The 19278-nt window shown below is 71.7% G+C and carries 18 protein-coding genes; 5 read left to right on the top strand and 13 right to left on the bottom strand.

Going from position 1 to position 19278, the window contains the following annotated elements; translation table 11 throughout:
• The first annotated feature begins 46 nt into the window (after positions 1–46).
• Positions 47–958, top strand: a complete 912-nt coding sequence (locus ACIDOF_RS13710) for an NAD(P)-dependent oxidoreductase (protein ID WP_409006115.1) — start codon at positions 47–49, stop codon at positions 956–958.
• On the opposite strand, the gene hemB is transcribed toward ACIDOF_RS13710, so the two are convergent.
• Positions 922–1914: a porphobilinogen synthase gene (gene hemB / locus ACIDOF_RS13705; RefSeq protein WP_409006114.1), complete on the bottom strand. Its 993-nt coding sequence runs from the start codon at positions 1912–1914 to the stop codon at positions 922–924. The two genes, ACIDOF_RS13710 and hemB, sit on opposite strands and share 37 nt — an antisense overlap.
• A gap of 291 nt (positions 1915–2205) precedes the next feature.
• On the opposite strand from hemB, the gene ACIDOF_RS13700 reads away from it, so the two are divergent.
• A complete protein-coding gene (locus ACIDOF_RS13700) occupies positions 2206–3591 on the top strand; it encodes an FAD-binding oxidoreductase (protein WP_409006113.1) in 1386 nt (461 codons plus the stop codon).
• An 83-nt stretch (positions 3592–3674) separates the two neighbouring features.
• Here the strand turns inward: ACIDOF_RS13700 and ACIDOF_RS13695 are convergent, their stop codons facing one another.
• The 5 genes from ACIDOF_RS13695 to ACIDOF_RS13675 form a co-directional block, all read right to left on the bottom strand.
• Positions 3675–5330: a uroporphyrinogen-III synthase gene (locus tag ACIDOF_RS13695; protein WP_409006112.1), complete on the bottom strand. Its 1656-nt coding sequence runs from the start codon at positions 5328–5330 to the stop codon at positions 3675–3677.
• Entirely contained in the window at positions 5327–6307 is a 981-nt protein-coding gene (hemC, locus tag ACIDOF_RS13690; protein ID WP_409006111.1) for a hydroxymethylbilane synthase, read from the bottom strand. Before hemC ends, ACIDOF_RS13695 begins: the two co-directional genes overlap by 4 nt.
• Positions 6304–8067 carry a glutamyl-tRNA reductase gene (locus ACIDOF_RS13685; RefSeq protein ID WP_409006110.1) on the bottom strand — a complete coding sequence of 588 codons (1764 nt, stop codon included), beginning with the start codon at positions 8065–8067 and terminating at the stop codon, positions 6304–6306. The genes hemC and ACIDOF_RS13685 overlap by 4 nt, the downstream gene beginning before the upstream one ends.
• A complete protein-coding gene (locus ACIDOF_RS13680) occupies positions 8064–8894 on the bottom strand; it encodes a redox-sensing transcriptional repressor Rex (protein WP_409006109.1) in 831 nt (276 codons plus the stop codon). Before ACIDOF_RS13680 ends, ACIDOF_RS13685 begins: the two co-directional genes overlap by 4 nt.
• Before the next feature lie 342 nt (positions 8895–9236).
• The gene (locus ACIDOF_RS13675) at positions 9237–9515 is read right to left on the bottom strand and encodes a glutaredoxin family protein (protein ID WP_409006108.1); all 279 of its coding nucleotides are present in this window, start codon (positions 9513–9515) and stop codon (positions 9237–9239) included.
• 139 nt (positions 9516–9654) lie between these two features.
• On the opposite strand from ACIDOF_RS13675, the gene ACIDOF_RS13670 reads away from it, so the two are divergent.
• The 3 genes from ACIDOF_RS13670 (at position 9655) to ACIDOF_RS13660 (ending at position 13419) form a co-directional block, all read left to right on the top strand.
• The gene (locus ACIDOF_RS13670; RefSeq protein ID WP_409006107.1) at positions 9655–10599 is read left to right on the top strand and encodes an HAD family hydrolase; all 945 of its coding nucleotides are present in this window, start codon (positions 9655–9657) and stop codon (positions 10597–10599) included.
• 399 nt (positions 10600–10998) lie between these two features.
• A complete protein-coding gene (locus tag ACIDOF_RS13665) occupies positions 10999–11826 on the top strand; it encodes an ECF subfamily RNA polymerase sigma factor, BldN family (RefSeq protein WP_409006106.1) in 828 nt (275 codons plus the stop codon).
• A gap of 375 nt (positions 11827–12201) precedes the next feature.
• On the top strand, positions 12202–13419 hold the full coding sequence (locus ACIDOF_RS13660) for a DUF5667 domain-containing protein (RefSeq protein WP_409006105.1): 1218 nt from the start codon (positions 12202–12204) through the stop codon (positions 13417–13419).
• A 70-nt stretch (positions 13420–13489) separates the two neighbouring features.
• Here the strand turns inward: ACIDOF_RS13660 and ACIDOF_RS13655 are convergent, their stop codons facing one another.
• The 7 genes from ACIDOF_RS13655 to ACIDOF_RS13625 all read right to left on the bottom strand — a co-directional run bounded on the left by ACIDOF_RS13655 (position 13490) and on the right by ACIDOF_RS13625 (position 19252).
• Complete coding sequence (locus tag ACIDOF_RS13655; protein WP_409006104.1) at positions 13490–14545, bottom strand: lysophospholipid acyltransferase family protein; 1056 nt, start codon at positions 14543–14545, stop codon at positions 13490–13492.
• A gap of 14 nt (positions 14546–14559) precedes the next feature.
• Complete coding sequence (locus ACIDOF_RS13650; protein WP_409006103.1) at positions 14560–15642, bottom strand: NAD-dependent epimerase/dehydratase family protein; 1083 nt, start codon at positions 15640–15642, stop codon at positions 14560–14562.
• A gap of 186 nt (positions 15643–15828) precedes the next feature.
• Positions 15829–15927 carry a 30S ribosomal protein bS22 gene (locus ACIDOF_RS13645; RefSeq protein WP_003948845.1) on the bottom strand — a complete coding sequence of 33 codons (99 nt, stop codon included), beginning with the start codon at positions 15925–15927 and terminating at the stop codon, positions 15829–15831.
• A gap of 132 nt (positions 15928–16059) precedes the next feature.
• Positions 16060–16269, bottom strand: coding sequence for a helix-turn-helix domain-containing protein (locus ACIDOF_RS13640; RefSeq protein ID WP_282517019.1), 210 nt, complete (start codon positions 16267–16269; stop codon positions 16060–16062).
• Positions 16270–16426: 157 nt separating this feature from the next.
• Complete coding sequence (locus tag ACIDOF_RS13635) at positions 16427–17242, bottom strand: phosphatase (RefSeq protein WP_409006102.1); 816 nt, start codon at positions 17240–17242, stop codon at positions 16427–16429.
• A gap of 141 nt (positions 17243–17383) precedes the next feature.
• Positions 17384–18547, bottom strand: a complete 1164-nt coding sequence (locus ACIDOF_RS13630) for an acetoin utilization protein AcuC (RefSeq protein ID WP_409006101.1) — start codon at positions 18545–18547, stop codon at positions 17384–17386.
• 60 nt (positions 18548–18607) lie between these two features.
• Positions 18608–19252, bottom strand: coding sequence for an HAD family hydrolase (locus ACIDOF_RS13625; RefSeq protein ID WP_409006100.1), 645 nt, complete (start codon positions 19250–19252; stop codon positions 18608–18610).
• Between the last annotated feature and the right edge of the window lie 26 nt (positions 19253–19278).

Genomic DNA, 19278 nt, shown 5'->3' with positions numbered 1-19278 from the left:
TAGTCGGTACTTGTGGGGAGTTGGGCACCCGCCGAGGATCGTCGGCATGACCACGAACCCCTCGCCCGGCTCCCCCCGCGCATCCGTCTCCGTGCTCGGCCTCGGCATGATGGGCGGCGCGCTCGCCGCCGCCTTCCTGAAGGCCGGGCACCGCACCACCGTCTGGAACCGCTCGGCCGCCAAGACCGGCCCGCTCGTCGCCCAGGGCGCCGCCCCGGCCGCCACCTCCGCCGAGGCGGTCGCGGCGAGCGACCTGGTCGTCGTCTGCCTGACGACGTACGCGAACGTCGAGGAGGTCCTGACCCCCCTCGACCTCACCGGCAAGACCCTGGTGAACCTCACCAACGGCACCCCGGCCCAGGCCCGCGCCTTCGCGAAGACCGCGGGCGACCGGGGCGCCCGGTACGTGGACGGCGGCATCATGGCCGTACCGCAGATGATCGCCGGACCCGGCGCGTACATCCTCTACAGCGGCGACCAGGAGGCCTACGAGGCGCATCGGGCCACGCTCGCCGCCCTCGCCGACACCCACTGGACCGGCACCGACCCGGGCCGCGCCGCGCTCTACGACCTGGCCCTGCTCACCGGCATGTACGGCATGATCGCCGGCGTCCTTCAGGCGTACGCCCTGGTCGGCACCGAGGGCGTCCCGGCCAAGGAGTTCCACGCGCTGCTCGAACCCTGGGTCGGCGCGATGCTGCGGGGCACCTCGGGCGAGTGGGCCGAGGCGATCGACTCCGGCGAGCACCTCACTGACGTGTCCAGCCTGGCCGTCAACCAGGCGGCGTTCCCCAACCTGCTCAGCACCTACGCCGACCAGGGCATCGACGGTCAACTCCTCGCGCCCTTCCAGGAGTTGCTCGACCGGGCGGTCGCCGCCGGCCACGCGGCCGACGGCATGTCCCGCCTCGTCGAGGTGATTCAGCGCAGGGCGCGCGCGGCCTCCACCGCCCAGTAGGTGAGGATCGTGTCGGCTCCGGCCCGCTTGATGCCGGTGAGGGTCTCCAGGATCGCCTGGTCCCGGTCGATCCACCCCTTCTCGGCGGCGGCCTCGACCATCGCGTACTCCCCGGAGATCTGGTACGCCGCCACCGGCACGTCGACCGCGTCCGCGACCTTCGCCAGGATGTCGAGGTAGGGGCCGGCCGGCTTGACCATCACCATGTCGGCGCCCTCCTCCAGGTCCAGCGCCAACTCCCGCAGCGACTCCCGGGCGTTGGCCGGGTCCTGCTGGTAGGTCTTGCGGTCGCCCTGCAGCGACGAGCCGACGGCCTCGCGGAACGGCCCGAAGAACGCCGAGGAGTACTTCACCGTGTACGCGAGGATCGACACGTCCTCGTGCCCGGTCTGGTCCAGGGCGTCCCGGATCACGCCGACCTGGCCGTCCATCATGCCGCTCGGGCCGACCACGTGGGCGCCCGCGTCGGCCTGGACCTGGGCCATCTCCGCGTACCGCTCCAGGGTCGCGTCGTTGTCCACCCGGCCGCGGTCGTCCAGGACGCCGCAGTGGCCGTGGTCGGTGTACTCGTCCAGGCACAGGTCGGACATGATCACCAGGTCGTCGCCGACCTCGGCCCGCACGTCCCGCAGCGCCTGCTGCAGGATGCCGTCGGGGTCGGTGCCCGCCGTGCCGGCGTTGTCCTTCTTCTCGTCCTCGGGCACGCCGAACAGCATGATCCCGGAGACGCCCGCCTCGACCGCCTCGACAGCGGCCTTCTTCAGCGTCTCCCGGGTGTGCTGCACGACGCCCGGCATGGCCTGGATCGGCACGGGCTGGTCGATCCCCTCGCGCACGAACGCCGGGAGGATCAGATCGGCCGGATGCACCCGGTTCTCGGCGACCATGCGGCGCATCGCGGGCGTGGTCCGCAGCCGCCTCGGCCGCGAACCCGGAAAGGCTCCGTACTTCGTCATGGGACCTACGCTACGCCCGCACAGACACCCGATTTGCCGACTGAACGTCGGATCCGGGCATACCCGAACAAGCCGCACACGCCCCCGGCATGCGGGCCCGCGCGCCCGGGGCGATGCTGGAGGAAAGGACCTCGACGGCCTCCTCCCTCACGCCGCACGCAGACGCATGACTCGGCAGACGCCCGACTCGGCAGCACGCCCGGCTCGCAGCAAGCCGACGCATGATCGGGCACGCGCCGGTGCCTGACCGAGCCGCCGCGGCCCTCCGTACGCCCCACCGCGGAGGACGCGATGACCACCACACCCCACCGCCCCGGCCGCCTCGCCCTGTCGGAGATCCGCGGCCCGGTGCTGCACCCCGGCGACGACGGCTACGCCGAGGAGGTCACCGGCTTCAACCTGGCCGCCCTGCACACCCCCGACGTGGCCGTCGGCGCGACCGGCGCCGAGGACATCGTGGCGGCGCTGCGCTGGGCGTCGGCGACCGGCACACCCGTCGCCGTGCAGGCCACCGGGCACGGCGCCAACTTCCCCATCGAACAAGGCCTGTTGATCAGCACGAAGCGGATGACCGACGTCCGCGTCGACCCGGAGGCGCGCACGGCGACCGTCGCCGCGGGCGCGAAGTGGCGGCACGTCCTCCAGGCCGCGGCCCCGCACGGCCTCGCCGCGCTCTGCGGCTCCTCCACGGACGCGGGCGCCGTCGGCTACACCCTGGGCGGCGGCCTGCCCGTCCTCGGCCGCACCTTCGGCTACGCGGCCGACATGGTCCGCTCCTTCGACCTGGTCACCCCGGACGGCACGCTCCGCGAGGTCACCGCCGAGGCCGAGCCCGAGCTGTTCTGGGCGCTGCGCGGCGGCAAGGGCAACATCGGCGTGGTCACGTCCATGACCTTCGACCTGCTGCCGGTCGCCTCGCTCCTCGGCGGCGGCATCTACTGCCCGGGCGAACACGCGGCGGCGCTCCTCGACGCCTGGGCCGACTGGACCGAACTGGTGCCGGAGGAGATGTGCAGCTCGTACACGCTGCTGCGGCTGCCGCCCATCCCGGAGATCCCCGAGCCGCTGCGCGGCGGCTTCTGGGCGCGCGTCGCGGTCGCCTGGACCGGTGAACCCGCCGAGGGCGAGCGCCTGTTGGAGCCGATCCGGGCCGCCGCCCCGGTGGTCGTCGACACGGTCGAGGAGATGCCGTTCGCGGCCGTCGACCGGATCTACATGGAGCCGCAGGACCCGCTCCCCGCGACCGAGGCGTGCGTGCTGCTGCGCGAGCTGCCGACCGAGGCGCGGGCGACGCTGCTCGCGCAGGTGGGCCCGGGCGTCGCCGACTGCCCGCTCCTCATGGTCGAGCTGCGGCACATGGGCGGCGCGCTGTCCCGCCCGGCGGCGGCGGACGACGCGATCTGCGCCCGGGACGCCGGCTATCTCCTGGAGACGGTCGCGGTCCTCCCGGTGCCGGAGGCCGCGGCGGCCGTCCAGGAGACGGTGACGTCCCTGCAGTCCGCGATGGCCCCGTACGCCACCGGTCACACCATGGTCAATCTGCACGGCACCCCGCACGACGAGCCGGACCGCGCCCGCGCCTGGACGGCGGAGGTCTACGACCGGCTGCGGCACGACAAGGCCACGTACGACCCGGACAACCTGCTCCGCTACGGGCACACCGTCGCACCCGAGTAGCCGGGGGTACGCGTCGGGCCCCGCGCCCTCGTCGGAGGAGGGTGCGGGGCCCGCGTACTGCTGCGGTGCGTCCGGCGCTCGCGTCAGGTGGTCGCGGCCCGGCGGCGGCGTGCTCCGGGGCGGCGCTCGCTGGGCCGGGTGACCGCCTCGCCGGCCTCGACGGCCGCGGCGCGACGGGCCGCGCCGAACTCGGCGAGGGCCTCGGCCAGCTTGTGCACGGACGGCTCCGGGGCCATGACGTCCACCCGCAGGCCGTGCTCCTCCGCGGTCTTCGCGGTGGCCGGGCCGATGCAGGCGATCACGGTGACGTTGTGCGGCTTGCCGGCGATGCCGACGAGGTTCCGCACCGTGGACGACGACGTGAACAGCACGGCGTCGAAGCCGCCGCCCTTGATGGCCTCACGGGTCTCCGCCGGCGGCGGCGAGGCCCGCACGGTCCGGTAGGCCGTGACGTCGTCGACCTCCCAGCCCAGCTCGATGAGCCCGGCCACGAGCGTCTCGGTGGCGATGTCGGCCCGCGGCAGGAAGACCCGGTCGATCGGGTCGAAGACGGGGTCGTACGGCGGCCAGTCCTCCAGGAGGCCGGCGGCCGACTGCTCGCCGCTCGGCACCAGGTCGGGCTTCACGCCGAAGGCGATGAGCGCCTTGGCGGTCTGCTCGCCGACCGCGGCGACCTTGATCCCGGCGAAGGCACGGGCGTCGAGCCCGTACTCCTCGAACTTCTCGCGTACGGCCTTCACGGCGTTGACCGACGTGAACGCGATCCACTCGTACCGGCCGGTGACGAGGCCCTTGACCGCGCGCTCCATCTGCTGGGGCGTGCGCGGCGGCTCGACGGCGATCGTCGGAACCTCGTGCGGCACCGCGCCGTACGAGACGAGCTGGTCGGAGAGCGAGGCCGCCTGCTCCTTGGTGCGCGGCACGAGCACCTTCCAGCCGAACAGCGGCTTGGACTCGAACCACGACAGCCGGTCGCGCAGCGCGGCCGCGGAACGCTCGCCGACCACGGCTATGACGGGCTGGTGCCCCTGCGGCGAGGGCAGCACCTTGGCCTGCTTGAGGACCTGCGCGACCGTGCCGAGCGTGGCGTTCCAGGTGCGCTGCCGGGTCGTCGTGCCGGCCACGGTCACCGACATCGGGGTGTCCGGCTTGCGGCCCGCGGCGACCAGTTCACCGGCGGCCGCGGCCACGGTCTCCAGGGTGGTGGAGACGACGACCGTGCCGTCGGAGGCGCCGACCTCGGTCCAGCAGCGCTCGGAGGCGGTGCGGGCGTCCACGAACCGGACGTCCGCGCCCTGCTCGTCCCGCAGCGGCACACCGGCGTACGCGGGCACGCCGACGGCAGCCGCGATGCCGGGCACCACCTCGAAGGGGATGCCCTCGGCGGCGCAGGCGAGCATCTCCTCGCCGACCCCCGCGTCCAGGCCCGGGTCACCGCTCACGGCACGGACGACCCGCTTGCCGCCGCGTGCGGCCGCCATGACAAGATTGGCGGCATCCGCGGGGCTTGATGACTCGTCAGCCTCGGCCTGCTGCGCCGCGCCCGAGAGCTCCGCGCCGGCCCGCGCATGCACCCGGACGACGTCCAGCACTTCGGGCTCGGCGACCAGCACATCGGCGCCGGCCAGCGCCTCGACGGCGCGCAGTGTGAGCAGTCCCGGGTCGCCCGGACCCGCACCGAGGAAGGTGACGTGTCCGGGTCCGAAGGACGCCTGAGGTACAGAGGTGGTGGGGCTCAATGTGCTCGCTCCCCCATCAGACCGGCCGCACCCTTGGCCAGCATCTCGTCCGCGAGTTCGCGGCCGAGCGCTTCGGCCTGGTCCTGGGTGGTGGGTACGGGACCGGTGGTGGACAGCTGCACCAGCTCGGAGCCGTCGGTCGCACCGACGACGCCGCGCAGGCGCATTTCCTTGACAACCTGCTCGTCGGCCAGCACGTCGGCGAGTGCTCCCACGGGTGCGGAGCAGCCGGCCTCCAGGGCGGCGAGCAGGGAACGCTCGGCGGTCACGGCGACCCGCGTCAGCGGGTCGTCGAGCTCGGCGAGGGTGGCGGCGAGCTCCGCATCGGCTGCGGTGCACTCGATGGCCAGGGCGCCCTGGCCGGGGGCGGGCAGGACGTGGTCGGGGTCGAGGTACTCGGTCACCTCGTCCGCCCTGCCGATCCGGTTGAGCCCGGCCGCGGCAAGCACCACGGCGTCGAGCTCTCCGTTGCGTACGAAGCCGATGCGGGTGTCGATGTTCCCGCGGATCGGCACGGTCTCCAGGCGGAGGCCGCGGTGGTGGGCGCAGGCGTTCAGCTGCGCCATGCGGCGGGGCGAGCCGGTGCCGATGCGCACGGTGCCGCCCTGGGCGGCCTCGGTGAGCTCGGCGAGGGTCATGCCGTCGCGGCCGATCAGCACGTCCCGGGGGTCCTCGCGGCGCGGGATCGCCGCGAGCGCCAGGTCCTCGGGCTGGGAGGTCGGCAGGTCCTTGAGGGAGTGCACGGCGAAGTCGACGTCACCGCGCAGGAGCGCGTCGCGCAGGGCGGTGACGAAGACGCCGGTGCCGCCGATCTGCGCGAGGTGCTCCCGCGAGGTGTCGCCGTACGTGGTGATCTCCACGAGCTCGACGTCGCGGCCGGTCAACTGCCGTACGGCGTCGGCGACATGGCCGGACTGCGCCATGGCGAGCTTGCTGCGGCGCGTGCCGAGCCGCAGCGCTTTCTGGGTCTGAGTCATGCTCGCCCCCGGTTTCTTGCATCGGTGTCGTCGTTGCTGTTCGAGTCCGCCCGGGATACGGAGGCCACCGTCTGCGGGTCGAGGTCGAAGAGGGTGCGCAGCGCGTCCGCGTACTCGGCTCCGCCGGGTTCGGCGGCGAGCTGCTTGACCCGCACGGTCGGGGCGTGCAGGAGCTTGTCGACGACGCGGCGCACGGTCTGTGTCATCTCGGCCTGCGCGCGTTCGTCGAGGTCGGGCAACCGGCCGTGGAGCCGGGCGAGTTCGCTCTGCACCACGTCGGCGGCCATGGTGCGCAGGGCGACCACGGTCGGCGTGATGCGCGCGGCCCGCTGCGCGGCGCCGAAGGCGGCGACCTCGTCGGAGACGATGCCGCGCACCTGGTCCACGTCGGCGGCCATCGGCGCGTCGGCGGAGGCCTCGGCGAGCGACTCGATGTCGACGAGCCGCACGCCGTCGATCCGATGCACGGCGGCGTCGATGTCCCGCGGCATGGCGAGGTCGAGCAGAGCGAGCTTGACGGGGGCGTGCTGCGCGGGAATGACGGCCCGCACGGCACCGTGACCGGCTTCGCCGCCGCCTACTGCACCGCCGCTGCTACCGCTACCGCTGTGGGCAGCTGGTCCGCCAGGGGCGGTGGGGGTCCCCCCTGCTCGAGCGGAGTCGAGAGCTTGGGGGAGGGTGGGCACAGCCCCCGGCACCGGGCAGGACGAGGACGAGTCCAGCCCTGTCGCCGGGCTGTCGAGGACGACCCCGTTACCGGCCCAAGTCCCGTGCAACTCAAGGGACTCCACGCCAGGAGCATCCGCGACGGACCCCGCGTCGGGGATACGACCATCACGCGCGGCGGCAGCCGCAAGCCGGGCCACCAGGCTGCCGTCCGGAGCCCGCAGGCTGGGCGCCTCGGCACCCGAAGCGGGCCGAGCCCCGGAAGCCACAGCCGCCGCAACCGCCTCACCGGTGAGCACGAGCCCGGTCGCCCCCGTACAGGAGACGACGACGTCGACTCGTGTCAGCTCGTCGGCGACGGAACCCATCGGCGCGACCCGAGCCGCGCACCCCGTGCCCGACTCGGAGAGGATCTCGACGAGCCGCTCGGCCCGGGCCTGCGTACGGTTCGCGACCACGATCTCGGCCACGCCGACCCGCGCGAGCGTCGCCGCGGCGAGCGACGACATGGACCCGGCGCCGATCACGAGCGCCCGCTTGCCCTTCGCCCACTCGTCCACCGGCGCGCCGTCGGCGAGCTGTTCCAGGCCGAAGGTGACCAGGGACTGCCCGGCGCGGTCGATGCCGGTCTCGGAGTGCGCGCGCTTGCCGACCCGCAGGGCCTGCTGGAACAGGTCGTTCAGGAGGCGGCCCGCGGTGTGCAGCTCCTGCGAGGTGGCCAGGGCGTCCTTGATCTGGCCGAGGATCTGGCCCTCGCCGACGACCATGGAGTCGAGCCCGCACGCCACCGAGAGCAGGTGGTGGACGGCCCGGTCCTCGTAGTGCACGTACAGATACGGGGTGAGCTCCTCCAGGCCGACGCCGCTGTGCTGGGCGAGCAGCGTGGACAGCTCGGCGACGCCCGCGTGGAACTTGTCCACGTCGGCGTAGAGCTCGATGCGGTTGCAGGTGGCGAGCACCGCGGCCTCCGCCGCGGGCTCGGCGGCGACGGTGTCGTGGAGCAGCTTGGCCTGCGCGTCCGCGGGGAGCGCGGCCCGCTCCAGGACGCTGACGGGGGCGCTGCGGTGGCTGAGGCCGACGACGAGGAGACTCATGCCGGCATCACGGCGGGGACGTCCCCGTCGGGTCCCTTGCGGTCGGTGGCGCTCTCGGCGCGGGCCGCCTCCGCGGCGGCCTGGGCTTCGGCGGCGGCCTCGGCGACGACCGGTACGTCGGCGGCGGCGACGGCGTCCGCGACGACGGCCTCGGCACCGGCTTCCTCGCCCGCCTTGCGCTGCTCGTGGAAGGCGAGGATCTGCAGCTCGATGGAGAGGTCGACCTTGCGCACGTCGACGCCGTCCGGCACGGAGAGCACGGTCGGCGCGAAGTTGAGGATCGAGGTGACGCCCGCGGCGACCAGGCGGTCGCAGACCTGCTGGGCGGCACCGGCCGGGGTCGAGATCACGCCGATGGAGACGCCGTTGTCCTCGATGATCTTCTCGAGGTCGTCGGTGTGCTGCACGGGCATGCCCGCGACCGGCGTTCCGGCCATGTTCGGGTCGGCGTCGATCAGCGCGGCGACCCGGAAGCCACGGGAGGCGAACCCGCCGTAATTGGCGAGCGCCGCACCGAGGTTACCGATACCGACGATCACAACCGGCCAGTCCTGGGTGAGCCCCAGTTCGCGGCTGATCTGGTACACGAGATACTCGACGTCGTACCCGACACCGCGGGTGCCGTACGAGCCGAGGTACGAGAAGTCCTTGCGCAGCTTCGCGGAGTTGACCCCCGCCGCGGCCGCGAGTTCCTCGGAGGAGACCGTGGGAACCGAGCGCTCCGACAGTGCGGTCAGCGCGCGAAGGTACAGCGGAAGCCTGGCGACGGTGGCCTCGGGAATCCCTCGGCTGCGGGTCGCCGGTCGGTGAGTTCGGCCAGTTGCCACGGTGCTCCTGCGGGTAGAGCGGGGCTGTAGGCGGCCAGAAGTCCCCAGACCGCCCCGTCGAATGCAGGCTATGCCTTTGTGAACGCGTGCACAAAGATAGTGTCCGGTTTGTCCGGCCAAAGTGACCGGGGTCACGCGCCAGTTGTGACCCGAAGTGGAACCGGCGCGGACGCTCCGACGTTGGTTACCCGAAGGGGGCAAAACCGCACACACTCCTCACGATTTCCAGACCCCCGAGTCCAAATCGCCCCCGATCGTAATCGAATTTCAGACCAGCCGGTCAGTTCGCATTCCGCCGCACACTCCCCGTGACCGCTCCACCACTCCCCGACCCGGGCTCAACTAAGCGGTGAGCGCCCGCCGTAGACGATCTTCATTGACACGCCAGAAGTCGTGCTGCGCCCCGTCCACCAGCACGACCGGAATCTGCTCCCAGTACTTCCGGTGCAACTCCTCGTCCTGCGTGATGTCCTTCTTCTCCCACGCCGCGCCGGTCTCCGCGCAGACCTTTTCGATCACTTCCTGTGCCGTATCGCACAGATGACAGCCCGGCTTACCGATCAAGGTCACCACCCGGTCCTCGGGCCGCTTCTTCTCCGTACGACGAAAAATGGGACTCATACGGCCATTCTCGCGCGCCCGCGACCGGACCGGGGACCCGCCGACGGTGACGGTGCTTAACGGTGCGGTAGCGGAGAGTTCACAGGCTCCGAACGCGCTCGACTCCGTCACCGCCGAACAGACTGGCTATGCTCACGACATGGCCGCTCTCGGATGGCTCACCCCCCGTAGGCGCTCCGCGACCGCGCGCAGCGTCCTGGCAGGCGAGGCCTCGGCGGAGGCAGCGCGCAAGACCTCGCAGGAGTTGGAGCAACTCGCCGAGGAACCCGCCGAGTCCCCCGAAGCCGCGGAACCCGAATTCCCCGTCGCGGGCGACGAGCGCGCCGCCGCCTTCTTCGACCTCGACAACACCGTGATGCAGGGCGCCGCCCTCTTCCACTTCGGCCGCGGCCTCTACAAGCGGAAGTTCTTCCAGCGCCAGGAACTGGCCCGATTCGCCTGGCAGCAGGCGTGGTTCAGGATCGCGGGCGTAGAGGACCCGGAACACATGCAGGACGCGCGCGACAGCGCCCTGTCCATCGTCAAGGGCCACCGCGTCGCCGAGTTGATGTCCATCGGCGAGGAGATCTACGACGAGTACATGGCGGAGCGCATCTGGCCCGGCACCCGCGCCCTCGCCCAGGCGCACCTGGACGCCGGCCAGAAGGTCTGGCTCGTCACCGCCGCCCCCGTCGAGACCGCGACGATCATCGCCCGCCGGCTCGGCCTGACCGGCGCGCTCGGCACCGTCGCGGAGTCCGTCGACGGCGTCTACACCGGCAAGTTGGTCGGCGAACCGCTGCACGGCCCCGCCAAGGCCGAGGCGGTCCGCGCCCTCGCCTCCGCGGAGGGCCTGGACCTGAACCGCTGCGCGGCGTACAGCGACTCGCACAACGACATCCCGATGCTGTCGCTCGTCGGGCATCCGTACGCGATCAACCCCGACAGCAAACTGCGCAAGCACGCACGCGAACGGGACTGGCGGCTGCGCGACTATCGCACCGGGCGCAAGGCCGCCAAGGTCGGCATCCCGGCCGCCGCCGGAGTGGGCGCGATCGCGGGCGGCACGGCCGCCGCCGTCGCCCTGCACCGCCGCCGCCGCTGAGCCCCAACTCCCCGCCGAATCCGCGTACTCCCCGTGACCGACGGGGTCCGTGTGCCGTGCACGCTCCGTGCCCGGCCGGGCCCCGGGCCCCGCACAGGCCGATCCGTACTGGTTACCCGCGGCGCGGCCCCGCCAGTCCTGTTCGGGGAACTCGACCACAACACGCCCCGCACTCAGACAGATCACGATCTGATCCGATCAACAACTGCTCACTCTGCGGTACTTGAAGCAGCGAAGATCCGTAACAGAAGCGACGGAATCGATGATTTGAGCAACTGGGTGTAGCGCTCCCTGCACGAAGCGTTATTCTCCTCAGACGCATACAGGACCCCACACGTCGCTACGACGGGTGAACGGTCCCACACTGCACGTGATGGAAGCTCTGCCTCTGGGAGTCCCGTGTACCCACACGTCGGGGTTGACACCTCGGGCCTGGCTACGCTGCGCGCAACGGTCATCGACCGCTTGCGCGGCTTCGTCCCCACCGCGTACGCCGTCCCCGCCTTCGCCGTCCCTGCACCCGCCGCCCCCTGCTACGCGTTGGCCGAAGGCCTCGGGAAGGGACCGGCGCGCACCGCCGTCGTCGAAGGCCGCAGGCCCGACGGCCGGCATGCCGCCGGCAGACGCGGCCGCTCCGGCGCCACGTCGACCACCGCCCGCCGTCCCGCAGCGGACAGCGACAGCGCCCGCATGATGGAGTTGGTCGAACGCGCCCAGGCCGGCGAGGCCGACGCCTTCGGCCGCCTCTACGACCAGTACAGCGACACCGTCTACCGCTACATCTACTACCGCGTCGGCGGCAAAGCCACTGCCGAGGACCTGACCAGCGAGACCTTTCTGCGCGCCCTGCGCCGCATCGGCACCTTCACCTGGCAGGGCCGTGACTTCGGCGCCTGGCTCGTGACGATCGCCCGCAACCTCGTCGCCGACCACTTCAAGTCCAGCCGCTTCCGCCTCGAGGTCACCACCGGCGAGATGCTCGACGCCAACGAGGTCGAGCGCAGCCCCGAGGACTCGGTCCTGGAGTCCCTCTCCAACGCCGCGCTGCTCGAAGCGGTGCGCCGGCTCAACCCGCAACAGCAGGAGTGCGTGACGCTGCGCTTCCTGCAGGGCCTCTCGGTCGCCGAGACCGCCCGCGTCATGGGCAAGAACGAGGGCGCGATCAAGACCCTCCAGTACCGCGCCGTGCGCACCCTCGCCCGGCTCCTGCCGGACGACGCCCGCTGACCCCACGCCCCGCACGACGTCCCGTACACCCCACATCCCGTACGTCCCCAGTTCCCCACTCGTCCCCAAGTTCCCCCACCCGTCCCCATTCCCCCACTCGTCCCCTTTTCGAACGCCCCCCTCGCCCCTCTCCGGCCCTTCCGGCGACACATCGTGACCCCCAACTCACCTGCTGTGACTGGGCGATGCCGAAAGCGGTCGGATCATCTTTCGTCCGTAACCCAAGTGCCGAGACCGTCGTTGTGCGGGATGCAGGCTCCCTGTGGTCATCCCCTGCCCCGCGCCACTCACTCGATCGAGTGGCCGGACTCAAGGCCGGGCAACCTTCAGGACCCCCTGGGGAGTCGGACGTCATGACGAGAGGAGGTGCCGCCAGTGATCGCGAATGTTTCGGCACACCGGCGGGCGAACGCCTTCGCCCAGGCCCTGGAGGAGCAGTCCGACCAGGCCGCGGCGGCCGAGCAGCCAGAGAGCACAGAGGACTCCCCCGCTGCCGAACAGGCAGCGCGGAGCCGGATGTTGGCCTTGGCCGGCGGTCTCGGCGAGCTGCCCAAGCCGGAGTTGGACCCCGAGGTCAAGGTGGTCCAGCGGGCCCAGCTGATGGCCGCCATGGAGGCGATGCTTCAGGAGGGCACCGCCGCCGGAGGCGACGGCGTGAGCCCCTCGGTACCCGAACAACGCGCGGCCAAGGGCGCCCACCGGGCAAGCCCGCTACGCAAGTTGCGCCCCCGCTCCCGCCTGTCCAAGGGCATCGCCGCCGGCGGGCTCACCGTCGGCGTGGCCGCCGGAGCGTTCAGCGGAGTAGCCGCCGCCAGCTCCGACGCCCTCCCCGGCGACTCGCTGTACGGCCTGAAGCGCGGCATGGAGGACCTCAAGCTCGACATGGCCGACGACGACTCGGCCCGCGGCGAGCTCTACCTCAACCAGGCCTCCACCCGCCTCCACGAAGCCCGCCGCCTCATGGAACGCGACCGCGCCGGCGCCCTCGACCACGAGTCGCTCGGCGAAGTCCGCCACACCCTCCGCGGCATGCGCAACGACGTCAGCGAAGGCCACCGCCTGCTGCACGCGGCGTACGAACGCGACGGCTCGATCGCCCCCATCCAGGCACTGTCGAGCTTCTCCCAGGCGCACCGCGAAAGCTGGACCGCCCTGCGCGACCGGCTCCCGCTGCAACTGTCGGACGTCGGGGACGAGGTCAGCTCCGTCTTCGACGCCATAGACGAGGAAGTCGGCCCGCTCCAGTCGCTCCTCCCCCGCACCCCGGAGACCGGCGACAGCCCGGACGGCGACACCCGCCGCCCCGACTCCGGCGCCACCGGCACGGACGACGGCAAGCAGTCGCCCGACAGCGACAGCAGCAGCCCCGGCGGCGACACCGGCAAGCCCAAGCCGTCCGAGTCCGGCAGCGAGGACGACAGCCTGATCGGCGGCGGCACCGGCGGCCTGCTCGACCCGCCCCTCGGCGAGGACGAGAAGGCCACCCCGTCCGACGGCAAGGCCACACCCGACAAGCCGGACGTCACCCTCCCGCCGGTCCTCCCGGGCCTCCTGCCCGGCCTCGGCATCGACGGCGAGGACACCACGAAGTAGCGCGGCACGTATACGCAGTTGGGGGCGCCCTCCTCGATGGAGGGCGCCCCCGACCACGTATACGAGGCCGTCAGAAGAACACCGACCGCCGCTGCACCAGCAGTTTGTACAGCGTGTGCTGGATCTGCTCCCGCACCTGGTCGGTCAGGTTGAACATCAGCATCGGGTCCTCCGCCGCCTCCGGCGGATAGCCGTCCGTCGGGATCGGCTCGCCGAACTGGATCGTCCACTTCGTCGGCAGCGGCACCGCGCCCAGCGGCCCCAGCCACGGGAACGTCGGCGTGATCGGGAAGTACGGGAAGCCCAGCACCCGCGCCAGCGTCTTCGCGTTGCCGATCATCGGGTAGATCTCCTCGGCCCCGACGATCGAGCACGGCACGATCGGCGTCCCGGCCCGCAGCGCGGTCGACACGAACCCGCCGCGGCCGAAGCGCTGCAGTTTGTACCGCTCGCTGAACGGCTTCCCGATGCCCTTGAACCCCTCCGGCATCACGCCGACCAACTCCCCGCTCTCCAGGAGCCGTTGGGCGTCCTCGGCGCAGGCAAGGGTGTGCCCGGCCTTGCGGGCCAGCTCGTTCACCACCGGCAGCATGAAGACCAGGTCGGCGGCGAGCAGCCGCAGATGCCGCTGCTGCGGATGCCGGTCGTGCACGGCGACCTGCATCATCAGCCCGTCCAGCGGCAGCGTCCCGGAGTGGTTGGCGACGATCAGCGCACCGCCGTCCGCCGGGATGTTCTCGATGCCCTTCACGTCGACCCGAAAGTACTTCTCGTACACGGGCCGCAGCAGCGACATCAGGACCTGGTCGGTCAGCTCCTGGTCGTAGCCGAACTCGTCGACCTCGTACTCGCCGGTGAGGCGGCGGCGCAGGAAGGACAGGCCGCCCGCGATCCGGCGCTCCAGGGATGCGCCGGGCGACGGCCGCTCCGCCCGCTCCCCGGGCTCCTCCGCCCCGCTCTGCGCGTCCCCGTCGGCCGGCTCCGCCTGGCCGGGCAGGGCCCTCATCTCGCGTACGGCCGACTGCTCGGCCTTGCGGCGGCCCGTGGACCGCTGCCGGGGGCGGCGCTCACCGCGCGGGCGGTCGGCAGCTCCCTCGTCGAACGGAATGACCTTGGCGTCCGCCATCGTTGCTGCGCTCCTCAGTTGGCGCTCTGCGTCGGGTGCTGTGCGGCGTCGTCGCCGGTGGCCCGGCCGCCCGCGAACGGCAGGGCGGCGAGCCGGTCGACCGCCTTCGCCACGGCCTGCGGGGGCAGCAGGCCGGGGCCGCGGCTGCGCGCGAAGTCCGCGAAGGTCTCCGCCGTCGTGAAGTGCGGCCGGAAGCCCAGTGTCTCGCGCATCTGCCGGGTCGACACCACCCGGCCGTGGGTGAGCAGCCGCACCTGCTCCGGCGAGAAGTCCGTGACGCCCACCGTGCGCAGCGCGCTGCCCGCCCAGGTCACCGCGGGCAGCAGCACCGGCACCGTCGGCCGGCCGAGTCGCCGCGAGCACTGCGAGAGCAGCAGGACGCCGTCTCCGGCGATGTTGAACGTGCCGCTGTTGAGCGTGCCCCGCTCCGGCTCGCGCGCGGCGATCCGGAGGACGTCGATCACGTCGTCCTCGTGCACGAACTGGAGCCGCGGGTCGTAGCCGAGCACGGTCGGCAGGACGGGCAGCGAGAAGTAGTCGGCGAGCGGCGAATCCGCGGTCGGGCCGAGGATGTTGGCGAACCGCAGCACGCACACCGCGACGTCGGGCCGGCGCCGGGCGAAGCCCCGTACGTACCCCTCGACCTCCACCGCGTCCTTCGCGAAGCCGCCGCTCGGCAGGGACTTCGGCGGGGTCGTCTCGGTGAACACGGCCGGGTCCTTGGGCGCCGAACCGTACACATTCGTACTGGACTTGACCACGAGCCGCTGCACCGACGGGGACTTCTGGCAGGCGCCGAGGAGCTGCATGGTGCCGATGACGTTGGTCTCCTTGACGGAGCCGCGGCTGCCGCCGCCGAGCGGGGTGCCCGTCACGTCCATGTGCACCACCGTGTCCACGGAGTGCTCGGCGAGGACCCGCGCGATCGTCGCCTGCCGGATGTCGGCCTGCACGAATTCGGCGTCGCCCAGCTGGTGCCCGGGCGCCACGGCGTCCACGGCGATCACCCGGTCCACATCGGGCTCGCGCTGCACACGGCGTACGAAACGGCCTCCGAGTTGCCGGGCCACCCCGGTGACCAGCACGACCTTGCCCAAGATCAGCGCCTTCCTCTTCCACGTCCGGGTAGTGGCCACGTTAGCGCCTGGATGTTGCGCTGTGATGACCTCCCGCTGCACGAAGTGAGGACACGTACGTCACAGGGCGCGCCCCGGGCCGGAACGCGGCGAAGCCCCCCGCCGCGGAACGGTGGGGGGCTTCGCCAGGCGCTGCGTACGCGGCGCTTACTTCTTGTTGCGACGCTGAACGCGCGTGCGCTTCAGCAGCTTGCGGTGCTTCTTCTTCGCCATCCGCTTACGCCGCTTCTTGATAACAGAGCCCACGACTACCCTCGCTCACTTCTCGGAACATTCCCGCGTCGGCGGGAATCTCGGTGCGGGGCAATCGGGGCCCACACGACCTACGTCGGCACAGCCTACCCGCCCGAGCGCCGAGGCCGTAATCGAGGTGGTCGGTCAGGCCGTCTCCACCCCCACATACGAGTCGCGAAGGTATTCGTGCACCGAATTCTCCGGCACGCGGAAGGACCTCCCCACCCTGATCGCGGGCAGATGACCGCTGTGCACCAGGCGGTACACGGTCATCTTCGACACTCGCATCGCCGAGGCGACTTCCGCCACGGTCAGAAACTGCACCTCGCTCAGAGGCCTCTGCTCAGCAGCCATGACACACCCGAACCTTCCGCACATGACGGGCACCGGCTTCCCCTTCCGGTAACTCCTCGTCGCTGCGCGCTCACACCCAGAGTAGAGGCGGGTGGTGCGAGTGGGGAAGAGGTGCTGCAACAGGCCGCCTACCGTGACAGACGGGCCCCTCGGCCCCCTACCGTGACAGACGGGCGCGACCCAGCACATACCGCGTCAACGGCCGGTAATAGTCGGACCGCACCCCGTCGTCCAGCGGTACGGCGACCGACACGAGCCCTTCCGCCTCCCCGACGAACAGCGCCGGGTCGTCGGTGTCGGCGAGGCCGATGGCCTCCACGCCGAGCTGACCTGCGCCGCAGACCCAGCCGTGGTCGCCGACGACCAGTTCCGGCAGCGGCCCGCCCGACTCGGCCGCGGCGGCGAGGGCGGTGCGCACCGGCAGCGGGGAGTGGCTGTGCGCTCCGGTCGCACGCCCGGCGCCCGCCGCGCCCGGCTCACGCACCAACGCAACCCCTCGCACATAGTCGAGCGTGTACGTACGTAGACCGAACCGGGTCGTTATGTCGACACGTACGCCCTGCGCGGGGGTGAGCACCCTGCAGCCATGCGCCGAGAGCGCGGCCGCCAACTCGGCGTAGAAACCGAGCAGTCGGTGCGGGTGCCCGGTGCCGAACAGCACGGGCGCGCGCTGTTCGGCGGCCCACCGCAGCCGGCCGGCGAAGGCGTCCAGTCCGGCCAACGTCCGTTCGGGGTCGATCACATCGGGCCCTGTGGTGTGCCGGGGGTCGGCGGAGACGCCGCACTTGTCGGCCATGAGCGCGATCAAGTCCCGGTCGCCCCAGGACCATTGGGGGTCGAGCCCGAGCAGTACGCGGGGGTCGCGGGCGGCGAAGAGCCGGTAGCTGCGCAGGCTCTCCTCGCGCGAGGTGGCCACGGGCCCGGCGAGCCGGGCGGCCAGCAGATGCGCCCGCAGGGCGCCGGTGCTCAACACCCTTGCGATGCTGACGCATCGGGTCCGGGCCCGGCTCGGGATCGGGGGACTTTCCCCACCGTCGGGCTAACTTCCCGGGCGGGCTCTGGTGGCTCTCCTGCCGTGGCTGCTACGCGAGTTGGGCCGCTGCGTCGCCATGCCTCACGGCAACAGGCCCCTGAGCGGGAACACCGCACGCCGGGTCGCGAGCACGGCCTGGTCGAGCCGGTCGGCCGGGTCGTATCCCGCTTCCCAGTCGGCCCAGGTGGGTGTGCGCCCGTCGGTCATGCGCCGGGGCGCGGACTCCCGCGTACGCGCGAAGACTTCCTGCCGCCACTCCTCCGGGATCTCCGTCTCCGGCGCGATCTCCTTCCCGGCGGCGATGGCGACGAGGTGCGTCCAGGACCGGGGTACGACGTCCACCACGGCGTACCCGCCTCCGCCGAGCGCGACCCACCGCCCGTCGGCGTGCTCGTGCGCCAGCTGGTGGCAGGCGAGTTGTACGGCACGCTGCGCGTCGAGGGAGACGGCCAGGTGCGCCAGCGGGTCCTCGAAGTGGGTGTCCGCGCCGTGCTGGGTGACGAGGACCTGGGGCCGGAATTCGGCGAGGAGTTCCGGTACGACCGCGTGGAACGCCCGCAGCCACCCGGCATCGCCCGTGCCGGCGGGCAGTGCCACGTTCACGGCACTGCCTTCGGCGGCGCCGGTCTCCTCGGGCCAGCCGGTCTGCGGGAACAGCGTCCTGGGGTGTTCGTGCAGGGAGATGGTCAGCACCCTGGGGTCTTCCCAGAACGCCGCCTGCACTCCGTCGCCGTGGTGCACGTCCACGTCGACGTATGCGACGCGTTCCGCCCCCAGTTCGAGGAGGCGCGCGATGGCGAGCGCCGCGTCGTTGTAGATGCAGAAGCCGGCCGCGCCGCCGGGCATGGCGTGGTGCAGGCCGCCGGCGAAGTTCACCGCGTGCTCGGCCTCTCCCCGCCACACGGCTTCGGCGGCGCCCACGGACTGCCCCGCGATGAGCGCCGACACGTCGTGCATTCCGGCGAACGCCGGGTCGTCCACGGTTCCGAGTCCGTACGACCCGGTCGCGGCACCGGGGTCCAGGGAGGCGGCCTTGACCGCGTCCACGTAGTCCTCCCGGTGCACGAGCCGCAGCGTCGACTCTCCCGCGGGCTTCGCGGCGACGACTTCGACTTCCCGGTCGAGCCCGTACGCCGAGACGAGCCTTCTGGTCAGCGCGAGACGCACCGGGTCCATCGGGTGCCCGGTGCCGAAGTCGTAGCGCGTTACTGCCTCGTCCCACATCAGCTGTGCGCGGCCGCTCATGCCCGTCACCGTATCGGTCGTCCCCGGCCGGTACGACGGCGCGTCCGCGCGGCAGCCGAATCAGCCGAGCAGTTCGGGGAGTTGGCTCATGTCGGAGAAGTACGCGGTGGCCCCTTCGAGCCGGTCGCGCGGCATCATCGACGTGAACGCGAGCACGTCCATTCCGGCCGCCCGCGCCGCCTGAATCCCGAGCGGGCTGTCCTCGACGACGACACACCTGTGCGCTTCGACGTCCATCTGCTGTGCCGCGTGCAGAAACAGATCGGGCGCCGGCTTACCCTTTCCGACGTCCTCCGAGCTGAAGATCCACTCGTCTTCGAACCACTCGTCGAGCCCGGTCTTGAGATGTCCGACACGAATCTTCTCGTGACTCCCGGACGACGCCACGCAGTACGGAACGCCTTCAGCGGTGAGCTTCTCCAGTACGTCGGCGACGCCGGGGACGGGTTCCAGCTCTTCCCGGAACGCGGCGAACACCCGGCTGTTGTAGGCGGTTTCGAAGTCCTCGGGCAGCGGCTTCCCGCCGCGCTCGGCCACGAGGTCGTGCACGCGGTGCATAGCGGCGCCCATGTAGTCCCGCAGCGACTCCTGGTAGGTCGTGGGGTGCCCCAGCTCGGTCAGATAGCTGGCCAGAATGGCGTTGGCGATGGGTTCGCTGTCCACGAGGACACCGTCGTTGTCGAAGATCACCAGGTCATAGCGCATGCTTTGACTGTAAGTCCTAAGACCCC

The sequence above is a fragment of the Streptomyces sp. Da 82-17 genome (genome assembly GCF_046098215.1).
Taxonomy (GTDB): domain Bacteria; phylum Actinomycetota; class Actinomycetes; order Streptomycetales; family Streptomycetaceae; genus Streptomyces.
The sequence above is the reverse complement of the archived record's forward strand: the minus strand, read 5'-3'. Positions and strand labels throughout refer to the sequence as shown.